Source organism: Anaerolineales bacterium (assembly GCA_030583885.1).
Taxonomy (GTDB): Bacteria; Chloroflexota; Anaerolineae; order Anaerolineales; family Villigracilaceae; genus Villigracilis.
Genome location: CP129480.1, coordinates 1152476 through 1167845, shown reverse-complemented (window position 1 = coordinate 1167845; position 15370 = coordinate 1152476). Strand labels below are relative to the sequence as shown.

At 52.7% G+C, this 15370-nt stretch carries 21 protein-coding genes; all 21 read right to left on the bottom strand.

Annotated elements, in window-relative coordinates; all coding sequences use genetic code 11:
* Positions 1-145: 145 nt before the first annotated feature.
* The gene (locus tag QY332_05850) at positions 146-298 is read right to left on the bottom strand and encodes a hypothetical protein (GenBank protein ID WKZ37453.1); all 153 of its coding nucleotides are present in this window, start codon (positions 296-298) and stop codon (positions 146-148) included.
* Between the two features lie 47 nt (positions 299-345).
* Complete coding sequence (locus QY332_05845; GenBank protein WKZ37452.1) at positions 346-699, bottom strand: YtxH domain-containing protein; 354 nt, start codon at positions 697-699, stop codon at positions 346-348.
* A gap of 72 nt (positions 700-771) precedes the next feature.
* Positions 772-918 (bottom strand): hypothetical protein, encoded by a 147-nt coding sequence (locus QY332_05840; GenBank protein WKZ37451.1) that lies wholly within the window; start codon positions 916-918, stop codon positions 772-774.
* 15 nt (positions 919-933) lie between these two features.
* Positions 934-1347, bottom strand: coding sequence for a YggT family protein (locus QY332_05835; GenBank protein WKZ37450.1), 414 nt, complete (start codon positions 1345-1347; stop codon positions 934-936).
* Between the two features lie 161 nt (positions 1348-1508).
* Positions 1509-1763: a GlsB/YeaQ/YmgE family stress response membrane protein gene (locus tag QY332_05830; protein ID WKZ37449.1), complete on the bottom strand. Its 255-nt coding sequence runs from the start codon at positions 1761-1763 to the stop codon at positions 1509-1511.
* 87 nt (positions 1764-1850) lie between these two features.
* Positions 1851-2090 carry a CsbD family protein gene (locus tag QY332_05825; GenBank protein WKZ37448.1) on the bottom strand — a complete coding sequence of 80 codons (240 nt, stop codon included), beginning with the start codon at positions 2088-2090 and terminating at the stop codon, positions 1851-1853.
* Positions 2091-2178: 88 nt separating this feature from the next.
* Positions 2179-2550, bottom strand: coding sequence for a response regulator (locus QY332_05820; GenBank protein ID WKZ37447.1), 372 nt, complete (start codon positions 2548-2550; stop codon positions 2179-2181).
* 77 nt (positions 2551-2627) lie between these two features.
* The gene (locus tag QY332_05815) at positions 2628-3008 is read right to left on the bottom strand and encodes a GlsB/YeaQ/YmgE family stress response membrane protein (protein WKZ37446.1); all 381 of its coding nucleotides are present in this window, start codon (positions 3006-3008) and stop codon (positions 2628-2630) included.
* Between the two features lie 48 nt (positions 3009-3056).
* Positions 3057-3491 (bottom strand): hypothetical protein, encoded by a 435-nt coding sequence (locus tag QY332_05810; protein ID WKZ37445.1) that lies wholly within the window; start codon positions 3489-3491, stop codon positions 3057-3059.
* Complete coding sequence (locus QY332_05805) at positions 3488-4051, bottom strand: hypothetical protein (GenBank protein WKZ37444.1); 564 nt, start codon at positions 4049-4051, stop codon at positions 3488-3490. The genes QY332_05810 and QY332_05805 overlap by 4 nt, the downstream gene beginning before the upstream one ends.
* A 145-nt stretch (positions 4052-4196) precedes the next feature.
* Positions 4197-4403, bottom strand: a complete 207-nt coding sequence (locus QY332_05800; GenBank protein WKZ37443.1) for a dodecin family protein — start codon at positions 4401-4403, stop codon at positions 4197-4199.
* 45 nt (positions 4404-4448) lie between these two features.
* Entirely contained in the window at positions 4449-4781 is a 333-nt protein-coding gene (locus QY332_05795) for a hypothetical protein (protein WKZ37442.1), read from the bottom strand.
* Between the two features lie 171 nt (positions 4782-4952).
* Entirely contained in the window at positions 4953-5783 is an 831-nt protein-coding gene (locus QY332_05790) for a hypothetical protein (protein ID WKZ37441.1), read from the bottom strand.
* Positions 5752-6081, bottom strand: a complete 330-nt coding sequence (locus QY332_05785; GenBank protein ID WKZ37440.1) for an HPF/RaiA family ribosome-associated protein — start codon at positions 6079-6081, stop codon at positions 5752-5754. The genes QY332_05790 and QY332_05785 overlap by 32 nt, the downstream gene beginning before the upstream one ends.
* Before the next feature lie 230 nt (positions 6082-6311).
* On the bottom strand, positions 6312-7469 hold the full coding sequence (locus QY332_05780) for a hypothetical protein (GenBank protein ID WKZ37439.1): 1158 nt from the start codon (positions 7467-7469) through the stop codon (positions 6312-6314).
* A 35-nt stretch (positions 7470-7504) separates the two neighbouring features.
* A complete protein-coding gene (locus tag QY332_05775) occupies positions 7505-8464 on the bottom strand; it encodes a sensor domain-containing diguanylate cyclase (protein ID WKZ37438.1) in 960 nt (319 codons plus the stop codon).
* A complete protein-coding gene (locus QY332_05770; protein ID WKZ37437.1) occupies positions 8461-10749 on the bottom strand; it encodes a PAS domain S-box protein in 2289 nt (762 codons plus the stop codon). Before QY332_05770 ends, QY332_05775 begins: the two co-directional genes overlap by 4 nt.
* 200 nt (positions 10750-10949) lie before the next feature.
* Positions 10950-11807, bottom strand: coding sequence for an ATP-binding protein (locus tag QY332_05765; GenBank protein WKZ37436.1), 858 nt, complete (start codon positions 11805-11807; stop codon positions 10950-10952).
* Positions 11808-12024: 217 nt separating this feature from the next.
* The gene (locus QY332_05760; protein ID WKZ37435.1) at positions 12025-12903 is read right to left on the bottom strand and encodes a hypothetical protein; all 879 of its coding nucleotides are present in this window, start codon (positions 12901-12903) and stop codon (positions 12025-12027) included.
* 149 nt (positions 12904-13052) lie between these two features.
* On the bottom strand, positions 13053-13691 hold the full coding sequence (locus tag QY332_05755) for a response regulator transcription factor (GenBank protein WKZ37434.1): 639 nt from the start codon (positions 13689-13691) through the stop codon (positions 13053-13055).
* Positions 13681-15255 carry a PAS domain S-box protein gene (locus QY332_05750; GenBank protein ID WKZ37433.1) on the bottom strand — a complete coding sequence of 525 codons (1575 nt, stop codon included), beginning with the start codon at positions 15253-15255 and terminating at the stop codon, positions 13681-13683. Before QY332_05750 ends, QY332_05755 begins: the two co-directional genes overlap by 11 nt.
* Between the last annotated feature and the right edge of the window lie 115 nt (positions 15256-15370).

Here is a 15370-nt window from a genome sequence, read left to right as displayed (position 1 = left end):
CCAAAGAAGCTGTGCAGCCATTGCATGGTCAACACCAGGATCGCAAGCTTAAGCAAGGAAACCCGCCATTATTAAATAATCGGAGATATGCTTCAATCCGGGGTAGAGCCTCGGCCAGAAGGCCATACTCCGGATTGATGTGCACTCAGCGATTGATGATGAACAAAACACCGGCAATCAGCGCGCAAATTCCTGCAATGATGCTTAATACGCCGCCCATACCCAGGCCGAGAAGGCTCAAGCCCATGATGACCAGGAAGATGCCAAGCAGGATCCATTTCATGTTACTCGTATTCATATTGTTTCTCCTTTGAGGTTGGATCAAATTATTCGTGACGTGAAACGTTAGGAACCTTGAATCGCCTTCTTGCCGGCTTGTGCGGCTTCGGAAACATGGTCCAATTGCTCGGCCACCAGCTCCTGGCCCTGTTGTTTTAATTCCCTGATCTTCTCGCGTCCGCCGACCGTGATCTTGTTTGCGTTCAAACGTACCTGCGCCATGGTATCTTCGACCATGTCGGCGGTGCGGTCGCGCAGTTGGATGCCTTTTTTCTGGATCTGCTCGCGGGTCTCTTTTCCAGATTGCGGGGCCAGCAGCAGCATCGTCACAGCGCCAGCCAATCCGCCGACCAGCATCCCAACAAAAACGCTCATGAAATTACTTGTGGGGTGCTTGTATTCCTGATATTCGTTGTTCATCGTATTCTCCTTAATTGATACATCATGACCGCAGGCCATGCTGCATGCTCTAAATCCGCAGGTCAGCCGCTCCTAGTTTTCCGGATGGCCAATATAAATACCTGCATCCTCTTGCTCTTCCTCCGTCAACTGAAGCAAACTCACCAGCCAACGCAGGAAGATGAAAAAGCCACCCCGCTGCTGTGTAACGGACTCTTGCTGACGAAGGGAGTTATGCATTCAAGTTTCCTGGGTTTAGCGGGGAGTATGGCTCTCGCTGGTGCTGGTTTCGGTCACTGCCACCACGGGTCCGCGCGGACGGTAAAGGATCAACCAGACCACCCTCTCAACAGCCCAGGCGATCAGCGCGTAGATCAGCATGGCAAACAGGGAGGAAAGCTCAAGCACCATATTGCCGGCCGTGGGGGAGGCGACCAGACCTTCAAAGGGGAACAGGAACAGGAAGGTTAATCCATAGATCAGGGCGACGATCGGGCTTTCCGGGTTGGCGCCGATCAACTTAAGTCCGATGCGGAGCGCGATCATAGCCTCGAGGATCCCAAACAGCAGCCAGACCAATTGATTCAGCTTAAAGCTTAAGATGCGCTGTTCCCGTTCCGGCTCGCTTTGGGTCGTCCTGGTTTCCGATACTCTATTTTCATTTGACATTTTGACGCTTCCTTCCGAGCATGGGCCTGGTTCAAAAAATAAAGAGGCTCATGCTCACTGACACAAATATGTTTTCCACTTAACAGTAATTTTTGTGAGCAGGGATGCGGCACATCCCTGCTCACCCAATTTCAATGCGGATCACTAGATCAGCACTGCCTTTAGCGGCGGACCTGCTTGAAAATCCATAACAGAACGACGGAACCAAGCAGGGTCACCAGCATGGTCGGCAGGGTGATGGCGTCATTGATCGTTCCAACGCCCAACAGAGGGCTGATGAAGTAACCAGCCAGGAAGGCGCCAATGACACCTACAACGATGTCGAGCAGCAAGCCTTGTTGTGAATCCGTTCGCATGATCCTGCTGGCAACATAGCCAACGATCGCACCCGCAATAAGATAGATGATCAGGTTCATATTTTTCTCCTTTTTATATACATGGTCTCCCATGTCTGTTATCCGCATTCCTCCCCCAGGCAGGGAGGAATTGCGGCACTGCACCAACTATTTGGCGGAGGTGGGTTCGGTTTTACCTTTCAGACCAGCCTCGTATTCCGTCACACGCTTGTCGATCTCATCGGCGGCGGCTTCACGGGTATAGCCGTACTTCTCCTGAAGTATGCCGGCCAGGATTTCAAACTTGCCGGCCGCGCGGTCAAGGTCGTCATCGGTGAGTTTGCCCCACCATGCTTTCGCCTCGCCTCGCATTTGTTTCCACTTGCCTTCTACAATATCTTTGTTCATAATTTGATCCTCCAGATCAGTTTGAAACGCTGCCCAGTTGACGCCGGCGCTCGGGACAGCGGTTATGCGCCGGTTTTCAAAACTCTCATCAGATGGAACGAACGCCTGCTGCGATGGAACGCAGACGTCCCGCCACACGCTCCGGCGTCTCTTCTTTGCTGATAAACGCATCGGCGCCGGCAGAGAGCGCGGCTTGCTGACGGGCATCCAAATGACTGATGAGAATAATGACCAGCGCGGCCGGGCAAGCCCTGCGGAGTTCATTCAAAGCCGTCGTAGGCGAGTCGGGGAGCAAATCCCAATCGATCAACAACATATCCGTACGATGGATCGGGGCTTGCGCCAGCGTGGTTGTCCAGTCAGCAGCTTCGCCAACGACATCCATATTCAGATCCTGGAGTACCAGACGCAGGGCGGATCGTTCCTTGGCTTTTGCATCGGCAATATATACGCGGGTCATACATTCATCGTATGATATAAACTCCCCAACCGCATCCTGCGGTTGGGGAGTTTGTATCTACGCCACTTGGGGGAGGGCTATGGCAGAAATGGCAGGAGCCTGATGGAGGCGCAAAACAGGGAGTTCGATTCCATCTGCCAGCAGCTGAAATAGATGTAGACCAGCAGCACCAGGATCACGACCACCAGGAACCCGGCCACATTGCGAAACAGCTTGGAGATCGCCAGCAGGATGACCGCCCCGCCCAGCGACACCAGCAAGGCAGGCAGGCTGAAGTCACCTTCGTTGATCGTGCCAACGTTGAAGAATGGGCTTAGAAAGAGTCCCGCCACGAACGCGCCCACGATGCCGACGATAATATCGGCGATCAGTCCCTGGCGGCTGTTGGTCTTCATGATCAGGCTGGCGACCCAGCCGAGCGCAGCCCCTACCATGATCCATATAAGGAAGTTGATCATTTTCTTCTCCTGAACAGGATGAATTGCTTTCGTTTACCGCTTCTGCATTCAAACTACCAGACGATTGAAGAAGGAGCGGTAATGTTGCAGAGCCTGGCGGAGATCTTCAGTAGAGACATCGTTACCCTCTTTCCACTGCTCCTCCAGCGCACCATGTTCATTGGCAAACATCTCGGTGATCTTATCGATTACCTCAGATACCAGCGTATCTGCCTGCTGAACAGCCGAACGTGGTTCGTCTACAAACCTGCCTTGAATCTCGTTCCAGCGCGTTCGCAAATGTTCTGATTCAGCGTGATCAAGCAAGGCATCTGCCGATCCGACATTCGTGACGATAGCGGCTTCGTGGATGATCTCATCCGCCTCCAAGATGTTTGAGACGATCTTTTCCTTGTCCAATGAATCTTCTGCCGGGCTGTCTGTAGCCGGATCCTCAACACTGTCTGGCGTATTTATGCGTTCTCTCAAATTTTGTTCATTCATTTCATTTCTCCTTCTACAACAACTGCATCTGTTACGAGAAGTTCGTCGAACAACGATCGGTAATAGATCATCGCCTGTCTTAGTTCTTCCGTATCAGCTAGGTGTTCCTGGTTTTTGAGTGCGATCACCCGCGCGGCGCGGTAATTACTCACCAAAGCCGGATAAGAGACCGAGACATCGGCCGCCCGCTGCTCAAAATCAGATATGGGATAGGCACGTATCTGCATGACTTCCATGATGAGGCGGTCAGCATCTACGATGGCTTGGCCCGGTTCGTCGACAAATTTGGACTGGACCGCAGCCCAATCAGCCGTATAGCGGTCGTGTTCGATCATGGAGAGCGGGCGAATATTAAATGCTTCAACGTGCTTCTGACGCTGCTCCAGCTCTGTTTGGGCTTGCTCCTCGTCCCCCAGGGTTTCCACAGCGTGATCATATTCAGATCCGAACTGATCGTGGAGCCGCTCCGAGCGTTTACGGCGGGCAATCCTCGGCCATAAAACAGCGCTCACAATCACTAATATCAGAACAACCGTGATAATAATATATGTAGTATCCATGGGAAATCTCCTTCTTCAAGCATGCAAATGCTAATTGGAAAAACTGCCCGCCTGCAGCAATCGTACTGATGAATATCAAACTTACAAGATTTCCCCGCATTAATGAAATTCTCTTCGAATGGATCCAGGCAGGGATATTTCTCAATCAGTCGTCAATAATAAACGTGACCTTCAACTGGACGCGGTATTCCGTGATATTTCCCTTGTCGTCCAACTTGATCTGCTGACCCTCAACCCAGGCGGACTTAAGATTGCGGAGTGTTTTTTGAGCGCGCGCCACACCGATCTTTATTGCATCGTCAAAACTCTTTGGGGAAGATACGATGATCTCACTTACTTTTGCAACTGACATGGTGGGACTCCTTTTTTTATTGGCTTGCAATGGATTTCAGTCTTGTTATGACTTGAGGAAAAAGTATACTCCAACTGCCATGAACGGCAGGAGCAGCATAAACACCTTCGGCAGGCAGCCGTCCTTTGATTTCTTGCCGCCGGCTAATTTCTCAATACCGTCAAAGGCATTATCATTACCGCTTGAGGGTTTTATTTCACGAGCCTTTTTCTGCCGACCACCCGCCTTGTCAGGGCGTTCTCCGCGACCCGGTTTTTGAGTGCGGCCACCCGCCTTGTCAGGACGCTCTCCCCGGCTCGGTTTTTGAGTGCGACCTTGCTTTGAAGAATGAGCTTTATGTGACTTGTTTGCCTTGGCGGCATCTGATTTTTTTGCCATTTTTGCTCCTGATTCATGTTCTATATCATTATAGGATGCAAATTTACCTGCCACATCCATCGGCTGGGGAATGTTCGTCTCCGCCACTTGGGGGAGATTGGGGACATTTTCTTTTAGGCTGCGCAGTTTCCCGGCATAATAAAGTTATCTATTGAACCCGAAATGGGCCCGTCATCTCACGGCAATATAGACGAAGCAATCATACAGCAATATGGATATTAGACTCAAATAGTCCCGCGGGTCGATATGATTTCGACCCTGTCTGATGTCTTTTATCAATCTTTGCTCCTTTGGTGTATGCAGAACTTTGAGATAATTTTCCAGCATTTGGTCACCCAACAGGAACAGCTTTTCATTGTCATATGTTTCAGACTGGTTTGTCTCAAATTTGTCCTTGATCACATTCCAGAGCATTTTGCCTTTTAGTACGCCATCGACTCTTCTTTTACCCGGTTCCAATATGCCATAATTTATTTCACGTCTATATGAAAGGGTATTCCTTGCTGCGTTTGCCGGCAGGAGGCCAATTGCCCCTGGCGACCAAAATGTGGAATTGTTCAAGAGAGCCTTTTGCATCAGGGATTCGTACAATCCACTGCAGGTATGAAATTCCGGGGCGATGTAATACACCAGGTTGTTCGCTTCCTCCAGGTGTAGCAATAATTCGTGCCGTTTGCTCCTGTTTTTTGGATGGATCAGGAAACGGTAATAGGGAATTCCCCAGTCAACTTTCAATGATGAGGCGGTGCCAACAATATGCTCGCTCAATTTATACTGCATGAACAGCAGCACTCCCCTGGTATTCGGATCGAACCTGTAAATTGCCTCCTTTTGCAACGAAGGAAATGTTGGCGCACCCAGTGTCAGTAAATCGTATTGGGTTACCAATTCGTATGTGAGGGCTGTCATGTAGGCAAGATCGGTGATTTCCGGTTTCATCCTTTCTCCTTTCGACCAACAAATTAATATTTTAGTAGTTTCGCTGTTGTTTACGCCGTTCACGAACCTGCCGTTCAACCGCATCCAGGGCGCCATCCAGTGTGGATTTAAACTGCTCTCCCATTTCGGTGGCTGCGATATGATCCGATCCCATATAGACGACAATCGTCACTTCGTATACATGCGCTGTCTGACGTCCCTGGGCAGGTTGCTTCAAGTTAACAGCCGCACCTGAAATATCGTTGTACCCCTCCGCCAATGTACTAAGCCGGTCCACGGCCAGGCTGTAATATTCGTTCTCGCTTTTTTTCACATCATCAATTTCATTATTAAACTCGATGGGGAAATTATCCTTGTCCATTTTCTCTTCCATTTCCTTGTTTTTTGGAATAGCGGATGCTTATCCTGGGAACATATCTTTTAGGAGTGGCTAATTTCGTGGGCTAACCACAAAGGCACGGAAACACAAACGATGTCGTTGCGAGCTGCCACTCTTGCTTTTTTGCGGCGAAGCAATCTCCGTCTCAGCGCGGGGATTGCTTCGGGCGAAGAGCAGGAGCGCCCTCGCAAAGACATGCCCGGCTGCCAACTTTAATGGCGGAAAACAGCCGCGACGGGTGAGTCTGTTGGCATTTCATCCCGCGAAAGGGCATAGACAGACCCGCCATTTTGAAGGGTCTGCATGGCTGCGAAGTCCAACAGCGCGAGGTTGTCCTGTTTGCCCTGCCCCTCTGAATCAAGAATCACTTTCCCAGTGTCGGGATCGAAACTGCCCCAAACCTGATCCTCGACGGACAGGATAAGTTTATCCACGCGCCCATAAAACGCGGCAGCGACAATCTCCTCAACAGTATCTGTTGACTGATCTGTATCGGCAAACTGCTGATATTGCTCCAGGGCCTTTTCCGTCCCCTGACGGAAATAGGGCTCCACAATGGCCCAGGCTTGTTCCTGTAATTCTTCGGGCCGCAAATGCTCAGGACCTCCTGTGATCCCTTCCTGCAGGATATTCGCATATTCGCTGATCTTGCGATAGATCGGCAGCAGATAATCAACACCAGCCAGGACGAGCGGCGGTCCCTGGTCAAGAAAGATTTCCTTGAGCCCGGCATCCACCAGATTAAGATACTGCGCAATGCGGACCTTCTGTTCCTCCTCGCCGGGATCCTGTCCATGGAACATGCCATCCCCTGTTCCGCCTGGCGACGACCCTGTGTGCATCTGCAATTGTTTTTCCCGCCCGTCGAGCCTGAGGGCTTCATCCAGATTCCCAGGCAGCCCATGCGGCAGGTCAATTTGACCCACACTATGACGTGTTCCTTCAAACAGACGAACCTCATTCTGGCTGATTGCCAGGATGTAATAATGGCCATTGTTCGTGAACAGCGGTAAAACAGGTGTAACGTAATAAGATCGGGCGATGATGAGCAGTTCTTCGACCCTGAATGGAAGACGATAGGAATGGAAATCTTCCGCGGTCATAAATACAGCCAGTCCCTCATACTGATGACTCCAGAAACGGGACTCACCCAATAATGCCTGAGCCGGTTGGAGTAACATGTTCACTTCGCGAGGTCCCATCCCGCTGTCCAGAAACTGTTTTTCAGCTTCGCGAAGAAGATTTTTGAAACGAATGGGATCCTGTTTAGTATCCTGACCGGCGCGATGTGTCGGCAAAAAAATCGATATGCTTGGGCTGGCCGTTTGTCCTGCCAGATTCTTGAGTTGATCTAAAGTCAAGCTCTTCATTGGTTACTCCTCATTTTTTCTCCATGGTTTATCCGTTATTTTTCTAGCCTGCCAAGACCACTTGCGCGCGCCCCTCGTGCTTGGTGCTTGGCATGGTAAAGGGCATTGTCAGCCGCCCGCAGGATGGCGGTATTGCTGGAACCGTGTTCAGGGAAGACCGCAACGCCAATCGAGAGCGTGACTGCATTAATAGTTATTCCCTCGAAGGTATGGCGGAATTGTTTGGCATGCTCGCAGATAAATTGGGCGCGCTCATATGTCACTTTCTGCGAGGCGTCGGGCAGGATCATGACGAATTCATCGCCGCCATAACGGCAGGGGACATCCTCCCCGCGGAATTTCCCCAGCAGCAAGCTGCCCAACTCACGTAAAACCGCGTCGCCGGCGGCATGTCCCCAGGTATCGTTGCATCGTTTGAGGCCATCCACATCCAGCATGATCACGCCCAGGGACAGCCCCTTGCGTGAGGCGCGCAGCAGTTCGCGTTCCAGGGTCTCCTCCATGTAACGGCGGTTGAACAAACCGGTCAGGTGGTCGCGCACCGACTGCTCGCGCAGGGTTGATTGGCTTTCGATCAGGGCATCCTGAGCCTGTTTGCGTTCCGTGATGTCGCGGATATTACATTGGATGACCCTCCTGTCACCTTCCCAATACACGTTGCTGACGAACTCCACCTGGATCAGCCGCCCGTCCTTCGCCTTGAGCGGCAGGTCCTTATAGCGGATGTATTCATTCTTCTGCAAGGCTTGGAAGGCCCCCTTGCTGGCATCCATATCCTGGAATGCGCCCACCTCCCAGAGCTTCTTTTGTATAAATTCTTCGCGCGAGTAACCCAGCATCTCCACCAAGAACGGGTTGACATCTGTGATCGCGCCCGTCCCGGCATTCAGAAGCAAGATGCCATCCTGCGCCGCTTCGAACAGGCGGCGGTACCGGATTTCCGAATCCTTCAGAGACAGTTCGAGCAGGGTCTCTTTCTCCTGTTTCACACTCATGCTGTCATGGATCTCCTTTCGTTAAGCTGCATGAACGCCACCACCACCTGCGGGTCAAAGTGTGCTCCGGCGGAGGTGCGGATATATTCAAGCGCTTTCTCCTCCGTCCAGGCGAGGCGGTAGGGACGGTCGGAGATCAGCGCGTCCCAGACGTCCACCACGGCAAAGATGCGCGCGGTCAGGGGGATCTGCTCGCCTGTTAATCCGCGTGGATACCCGCTGCCGTCCCATTTTTCATGGTGGCAATACGGAATATCCAGCGCCAGCCGCAGGTAGTGGATGGGGGCAAGCATCTCAAAGGCAAAGGTGGGATGCTTCTTCATCGCCGCCCATTCCTCCTCTGTCAGAGCGCTAGGCTTGAGCAGGATCCCATCTGGAACACCCATCTTGCCGATATCATGCAGCAGCGATCCCCAGCGGACCTGCACCAGTTCCGCATCGCTCAAGCCGAAGGTGCGCGCGAGCTCCACCGTCATCTCGGTTACCCGCAGGCTGTGCCCTTCGGTTTCCTTGTCGCGCAAATCCAGCGCGCGCGACCAGCCTTCGATGGTGGCGTTATAGGCCTGGGCCAGTTCACTGTTGGACTGCTGCAGGCTTTCAAAAAGCTGGGCATTACTGATCGCAATGGCAGCCTGTCCTGCCAGGGCATTGAGGAAATCGAGCCATTCCTGGTCGCGTTTGATCAGTGAACGTTGGAACACCTCGAACACGCCGATCACCCTGCCCTTGATGACCAAAGGCACACCGTAGTAGCCGGTAAAGTCCTCCCCTTTGAGGTAGCCTGTCATGAATGCAACCTCTGCTTCACTCTTCGGGTCTGGGATTTTTACAATTTGATGTTCCAATGCCACTCTGCCGGCATGCGTCTCATCCGCTCTTACCATGGAGCCGCGTGCTGTATTCGTCTGAAAACCACTCCCGGCGGCAAATTCGAAGGCGTTCCTGCTGTAATCGATCAATAAAACCGCCGCAGCATCCACGGCAAGCAGGGAGCGGGCTTTTGCGATCAGGGCATTCAAACTTAAGTGCATGTCAAACGCGGATGCAATCGTACGGTCGCTATCCTGCAGCGCGGTCAGATAATCGATCTGGCGGCGGATCTTGTTCTCCGTCTGTTTGCGCTCGGTTATATCGAGCATGATGCCCTGCCAGTATTGCGGCTTGCCTTCCAGATCATTCACAAGGGAGAGCTGATCATGCACCCAAACCAGGCTGCCATCGCGGGCGGTCATCCGATAGTCCATATTAAATGGTTCCCTGCGTTGATCGGTATAGGCGGCTTGTTTCAATACATCAGGATGGTCTTCAGGATGGATGGTTTTCGACCACAATTTGGGATCAGCCAGCCATTCCTCGGGGGTGTATCCCAATAGGTTTTCGATCTGCGGACTGACATACAGCGTGGTACTGGCGTCGTCCACGGGGTTCATATAAACGACGGTGGGCAGGTGTGCGATCAGGCTGCGGAATTTTGTCTCCGATTGCCGCAGGGCAGCTTCCGCCCGTTTGCGCGGGGAGATGTCACGCGCGATCCCTTGAAACCCGATAATATCCTTGCCGCTGTAGCGCGGAGCGGATAGAACTTCCACATAAACAACCTTTCCATCCTTTCCCCCGACTTCATATTCCACTGCCTCCTTCAGACTCTCCCCTGCAAGGATTTTCGTCAGCCTTTCCCTGTACTGATCCAAAAAATGGTCCGGGATAATCTCCCAAATGTTCATGGAAAGGAATTCTTCCTCGCTAAACTCCAGTTCCTTGCACATGGCTTCATTGACGGTTAATATGCGGCCCGACAGTTCAATGATGAAATAACCGTCCGGGCTTTGATTGAGCAGGTCGTAATATTTCTTCTCGTTCGCCTGCAACGCGGCGATGATCCGCTTGTGTTCCGCGTTGTCACGGATGTTGCACTGGATCACCTTTTCGTCGCCCACCCAGTAGACGTTGCTGATGAATTCAACCTGAACCAGCCGCCCGTCCTTCGCTTTGAGCGGCAGGTCTTCGTAGCGGATGTATTCTTTTTCCTGTAATTCTTCGAAGGCTTCCTCGCTGGCTTTTATATCCTTGAATGCGCCCACCTCCCACAACTTTTTTTTCACAAACTCCTCGCGCGAATAGCCCAGCATTTTTATCAGATACGGGTTGACGTCCTCGATCATGCCTGTCCCGGCATCCAGGATTAAAATGCCGTCCTGCGCGGCTTCGAACAGGCGGCGGTAGCGTAGCTCTGAAGCCTCTAAGGATGGTTCGGAGAAAGGTTTTTTCTCCCTTTTTGCCTTCATAATGAAGTGGATGCCTTTCTGGTATCGAACGCGCGACTCCGACACTTAATTTTATTATGCAAACTCCCCAACCGCATCCATCGGCTGGGGAGTTTATGTCTAGTCCATTTGGGGGAGACAACAAGATTGCAGGGATGACGTGCTTTTCAGGCGGAGATCAGGGTTTGGCATGGTTGGACAAACATTACTCGCGTGTTCTGTTAGCAGGAGGATAAATCAGCCTGCAGCGTAAAGAAAAATAAGCTGCCTCTGCCGGGTTGGCTCTCGCAACCTGTCTGACCGCCCAATTTCTCAATGATACGGCGCACAATCGAGAGTCCCAATCCATTCCCTGAATTCGGTGCAGGGGCGATCTGACTGAACGGGGTAAATAATCGCGACTGGTCGCCAACTGAAAGACCTGGACCATTGTCACGCATCCAGTAACGGACCATTCGACCCGATTGGAGTGAAGCGCCCAATTCTATATGCGGCGGGGTGCCGCCATACTTGATGGCATTGCTGAAGTAATTAGCCCATACTTCTTCGATCCAGGGTCCATATCCGATGGCAACGGGCCAGGATTCGGGGATGTCAATCTGCGCGTGGTGCTCCTCGATGAGATGGTTCAAACGATCCAACACATTTGCTATAACCCATCTCATATCCACACACTCGACCGGCGCCTCGGCGCTGCTCACTTTGGCGAAAAGTAATAAATTATTGATGATCGTGTCCATTTTGTTTGCGGTGACAGAAATCTCCCGCGTATAATCCTTCAGTTCCGCATCGGTCAGGTCCGGTTTTTCAGTGATCAAATGTGAAGCCCAGAGAATGACATTCAATGGCATCTTGAGGTCGTGGGCGACTGTGTGGGCGTATGCCTTCAGTTCCTTGTTTTGCGATTGGAGGGTAGCCACGTAATCGGACAACTCTGTCTTGGAGTGTTCAAGGTTATCAAAAGCCTCCTGTATTAAGGATTCCAGATTCTCCGGCGCTTCAGAAAACCATTGTGAACTCATACTGATCTTTCTGGATAGAAAGTCCAGAACGGGCACATGTTTTTCGTAGGATTCCATATGGCAATTCCCTTTTAATATCGATGAGGTTCTCGAACACTAATGAATCAATATTAATAATATTATTACAAATACCTCCCGTCCAAATCCACCGATTAGGGGGTATGTAACTAGGCCACTTGGGGGAGGCATTTTAGGACATAAAGACAAACTCACCCCGAAATCGATTTGTTGGAGTGAGTTTGTCTTTGCTCAAGCTCAAATTCTGCGAACAGAGCTAAGGCCTTGTTGTTGGACAACCGCCCGCTGGCGCCGGGATGATGTCGCCATTGTGCCTGTCGTGTCCATTGAGACCGTTCACGCTCACTGTGATCTGAACATAAGGATTCTTTGCACTGCCAGTAGCATGGCAGATCGTGACCTTCCCTTCGCTGGCAGTGACCACACTTGCGGGGCAGCCTTCTTCCTCTGAAATCGGGAAGACATCGTCTTCATGGTCGCCGTGACCGTCCAATCCATTCACACTCACTGTGATCTCTTCATAAGATCCGGATGCATCATTGGCATGGCAGAATGTGACCTTGCCATCCTCAACCTCGATCAGGTAGGCCGGGCAGCCAGATACAGGCATGGGATTGATATCGGTGGGATTCGCGAGCAGGTACTCATCCAATTCAGCGCTGGGAACCATTACCACTTCGTATGGATCTGCCGCGTCACCAGTGGCATGGCAGACTGCAATCTCATCAGTGTCGGTCACAATTGGGGCGGCTGGGCAACCTTCCGCCGGCATTGGAATAATATCGCCTTCATGCGTGCCGTGACCGTTCAAGCCGTTGATACTCACTGTGATCTCTTCATAGGGATTGGTTTCGCTGTTTGTAGCATGACAAATGGTGATAGTGCCATTAACGACTTCGACCAGGCTTGCAGGGCAGCCCCCCACAGGCACCGGGAAGATGTCGTTGGCATGGAGTCGGTGCTCGTTGGCCAGCTCAACGCTCTCCATGACGATCTCCTCATACGGTTTTGCTGCGTCCCCAGTGGCATGGCAGACGGTTGCGGAAACGCCCGCTGCAGAGCAGGCGGCGAGGATCAGCGCAAGGATCTGGGCAAGCGCCACCAGTTTGATCGTTGTTTTACTACATTTGTTCACGTGATACTCCTTTATATTGGTCGTTAAAGTATATCTTTACGGAAGACACCCGGCATAAGCCAGTCATAGAACTCATCGTACAACGTACCTTCCCCAGCCGCATCCATCGGCTGGGGAATTTCTCACTAGTCCACTTGGGGGATAAAGGATCAGGGAACGATCTTATTCCGCAGCGCGAGGGTCACCGCCTCGGTGCGGCTGGCAACGCCTAATTTCGAAAGGATATTACTAACATGCGATTTTACGGTGGAGGGACTGACGGTCAACCTGCCGGCGATCTGCACATTGTTCAGCCCCTCGATCATCAGCGCGAGCACTTCGCGTTCGCGCTCGGTCAGGTCGAGACCGGGCGCCGGCGGCAGGTTGGCACTCTCCACCAGTGACTGGGCAGCTTCGGGGGAGAGTGTGGCGCGTCCGGCGTGCGCAGAGCGGATGGCTTTGGCAAGTTCATCGGCGGAAACATCCTTGAGCAGATACCCGATCGCCCCGGCCTCCAGCGCATTCTTGATCAGATCCCCTTCTTTAAAACTGGTCAATACAATGACCTGTACTTGTGGAAATTGCTGGCGGATGATGCGTGTTGCGGCTGCGCCATCCATGTCCGGCATGACCATATCCATCAGCACCACGTCCGGCTGGATCTCGCCGCACAGCCTGATCGCATTCGCGCCGCTTTCGGCCTCGCCCGCCAGCAACAGGTCATCAAACACCTGCAGAAAGGTCCCCAATCCTTTGCGAACCATGGTGTGATCGTCAACCAGCAAGACGCGAATCGGGTTAGTCATCATGCCTCCTTCTTTTCACAACTTCCTTCCAGCGGATGGTCAGGTCCGTCCCCTGCCCGGGCTGGCTCGTGATCGACAATTGCGCGCCCACTCCTTCGGCGCGTTCGCGCATCATGCTCAAGCCATAGTGACCGGATTCGATCTGTTCAGGGTCGAACCCTTTGCCGTCATCGCGGATGGTCAATTCGATGCCGGTCTCTTCATGTTCCAGGCTTATTTCCACGCCCCGGGCTTCGGCATGTTTTGCGACATTATTCAACGCCTCCTGACTTATACGGTAGATTGCCACCTGCACATCGGCAGGTAACACGCCCTCGCCTTTCACGTTCACTGTGGACGGGATGTTTGTGCGCCCGGTGAAGGCATTGCCCAACAGGCGCAGCAGGTCGCCCAGTTCGGCATCGGTCAGGGTGGATGGACGGAGTTCCGCCAGCAGGGCGCGCATTTCGGCCATGGCGCCGCGCGTCAACTTGCGCAAGTCTTCGAGCGAACTGCGCGCCTGCTCCTGATCGCGGTCCCATAGGCGCGGCAGGACTTCGGCGATCAGTCCCGCCGAAAAAAGGGATTGGTTGACGGCATCATGCAGGTTGCGCGCCAAACGCTGACGCTCTTCCAATACTGCCAGTTCCTGCGCGTGCCCATACAGTTCCGCGTTGACCATCGTGATGGCAGCCTGGTTGGCGACACTCAGCGCTAAATCTGCGTGATGAGGCGTGAAATGATCCTGTTTTTCGTGCGCCACGCCCACGCCGCCGATAATGCGGCTTTTCACCGCCAGCGGCACCCACATCCACGAGCGCATCCCTTCGAGCAGGACCGCCGCCCCGTCATCCAATAGCAAACGCAGGAATTGCGCCTGCGGGTCAGCGCTCCACACATTCGCGATGCGGATGGGACGGTGTTCATTAAATAATGCCGCCAGCGTTTCGGGTCCATTCAAGCGGATACGAATCGGCACGGACTCTTCCAGTCGAGGCGTTCCGCGCATCGCCAGTGTGATCAGGCTCGATTCTTCCAGGGAGAACAAGCCGGCATGGTCATATTCGATGATCTCGCGCAGTTGATCGAGGATCAAGCCCGGCTGGAGTTCGAGCGTGGATGCCAGCGTATGTGAGATCCCCAACAGCGCGGCTTGCTCATGCGTGCGGGTCGCGACACGCTGACTGAGGCTCTGTTCCGCTTCAATCCGTTTGCTGACGTCACGAACAATGCCCAGCAGGCATGACCGCCCCTGATACTCGAATGTCGTCACGCGCCATTCGGCATGGAAGGTCGAGCCTTCCCGCCGTACATGCAAGGTGCGTGTATCGAACCCGCCGCCCGCCTGGAATGCGCGGGCATATTCATTGAATACCTGCTGGCTGTCGGGGTGGATAAAGGCTGACATTGGCAGCCCGGTGAACTCTTCGCGCGCATAGCCGTGCATCGCACATGCCACAGGGTTTGCCTCCACCACAAGACCCCATTCCAGATCGGCGATGATCAACCCGTCATTGGCAGCATCGAAAATATTTCGATACTGCCGGTCTCCTGCTTCAGACGGCGGTCGGTTCGAGCCTTTCTTCATACGGGCTGCCTCTTGCTTGAAAACGGCGGATTCTCAGCCAATACACCCTTTGGCTTGGATTCCGAGTAAATTTTATTCATTATGATACTCATTTTACTGTGCGGATTCAAGGGCA

Bases quoted from the DNA above. Each gene is read 5' to 3' on its own strand.
- QY332_05750 (WKZ37433.1), bottom strand. From the start codon at position 15,255: ATGAAGAAAGGCTCGAACCGACCGCCGTCTGAAGCAGGAGACCGGCAG.
- QY332_05780 (WKZ37439.1), bottom strand. From the start codon at position 7,469: ATGAAGAGCTTGACTTTAGATCAACTCAAGAATCTGGCAGGACAAACG.
- QY332_05850 (WKZ37453.1), bottom strand. From the start codon at position 298: ATGAATACGAGTAACATGAAATGGATCCTGCTTGGCATCTTCCTGGTC.
- QY332_05835 (WKZ37450.1), bottom strand. From the start codon at position 1,347: ATGTCAAATGAAAATAGAGTATCGGAAACCAGGACGACCCAAAGCGAG.
- QY332_05775 (WKZ37438.1), bottom strand. From the start codon at position 8,464: ATGAGTGTGAAACAGGAGAAAGAGACCCTGCTCGAACTGTCTCTGAAG.
- QY332_05840 (WKZ37451.1), bottom strand. From the start codon at position 918: ATGCATAACTCCCTTCGTCAGCAAGAGTCCGTTACACAGCAGCGGGGT.
- QY332_05820 (WKZ37447.1), bottom strand. From the start codon at position 2,550: ATGACCCGCGTATATATTGCCGATGCAAAAGCCAAGGAACGATCCGCC.
- QY332_05795 (WKZ37442.1), bottom strand. From the start codon at position 4,781: ATGGCAAAAAAATCAGATGCCGCCAAGGCAAACAAGTCACATAAAGCT.
- QY332_05800 (WKZ37443.1), bottom strand. From the start codon at position 4,403: ATGTCAGTTGCAAAAGTAAGTGAGATCATCGTATCTTCCCCAAAGAGT.
- QY332_05805 (WKZ37444.1), bottom strand. From the start codon at position 4,051: ATGGATACTACATATATTATTATCACGGTTGTTCTGATATTAGTGATT.
- QY332_05810 (WKZ37445.1), bottom strand. From the start codon at position 3,491: ATGAATGAACAAAATTTGAGAGAACGCATAAATACGCCAGACAGTGTT.
- QY332_05830 (WKZ37449.1), bottom strand. From the start codon at position 1,763: ATGAACCTGATCATCTATCTTATTGCGGGTGCGATCGTTGGCTATGTT.
- QY332_05755 (WKZ37434.1), bottom strand. From the start codon at position 13,691: ATGATGACTAACCCGATTCGCGTCTTGCTGGTTGACGATCACACCATG.
- QY332_05785 (WKZ37440.1), bottom strand. From the start codon at position 6,081: ATGGACAAGGATAATTTCCCCATCGAGTTTAATAATGAAATTGATGAT.
- QY332_05815 (WKZ37446.1), bottom strand. From the start codon at position 3,008: ATGATCAACTTCCTTATATGGATCATGGTAGGGGCTGCGCTCGGCTGG.
- QY332_05765 (WKZ37436.1), bottom strand. From the start codon at position 11,807: ATGGAATCCTACGAAAAACATGTGCCCGTTCTGGACTTTCTATCCAGA.
- QY332_05845 (WKZ37452.1), bottom strand. From the start codon at position 699: ATGAACAACGAATATCAGGAATACAAGCACCCCACAAGTAATTTCATG.
- QY332_05825 (WKZ37448.1), bottom strand. From the start codon at position 2,090: ATGAACAAAGATATTGTAGAAGGCAAGTGGAAACAAATGCGAGGCGAG.
- QY332_05770 (WKZ37437.1), bottom strand. From the start codon at position 10,749: ATGAAGGCAAAAAGGGAGAAAAAACCTTTCTCCGAACCATCCTTAGAG.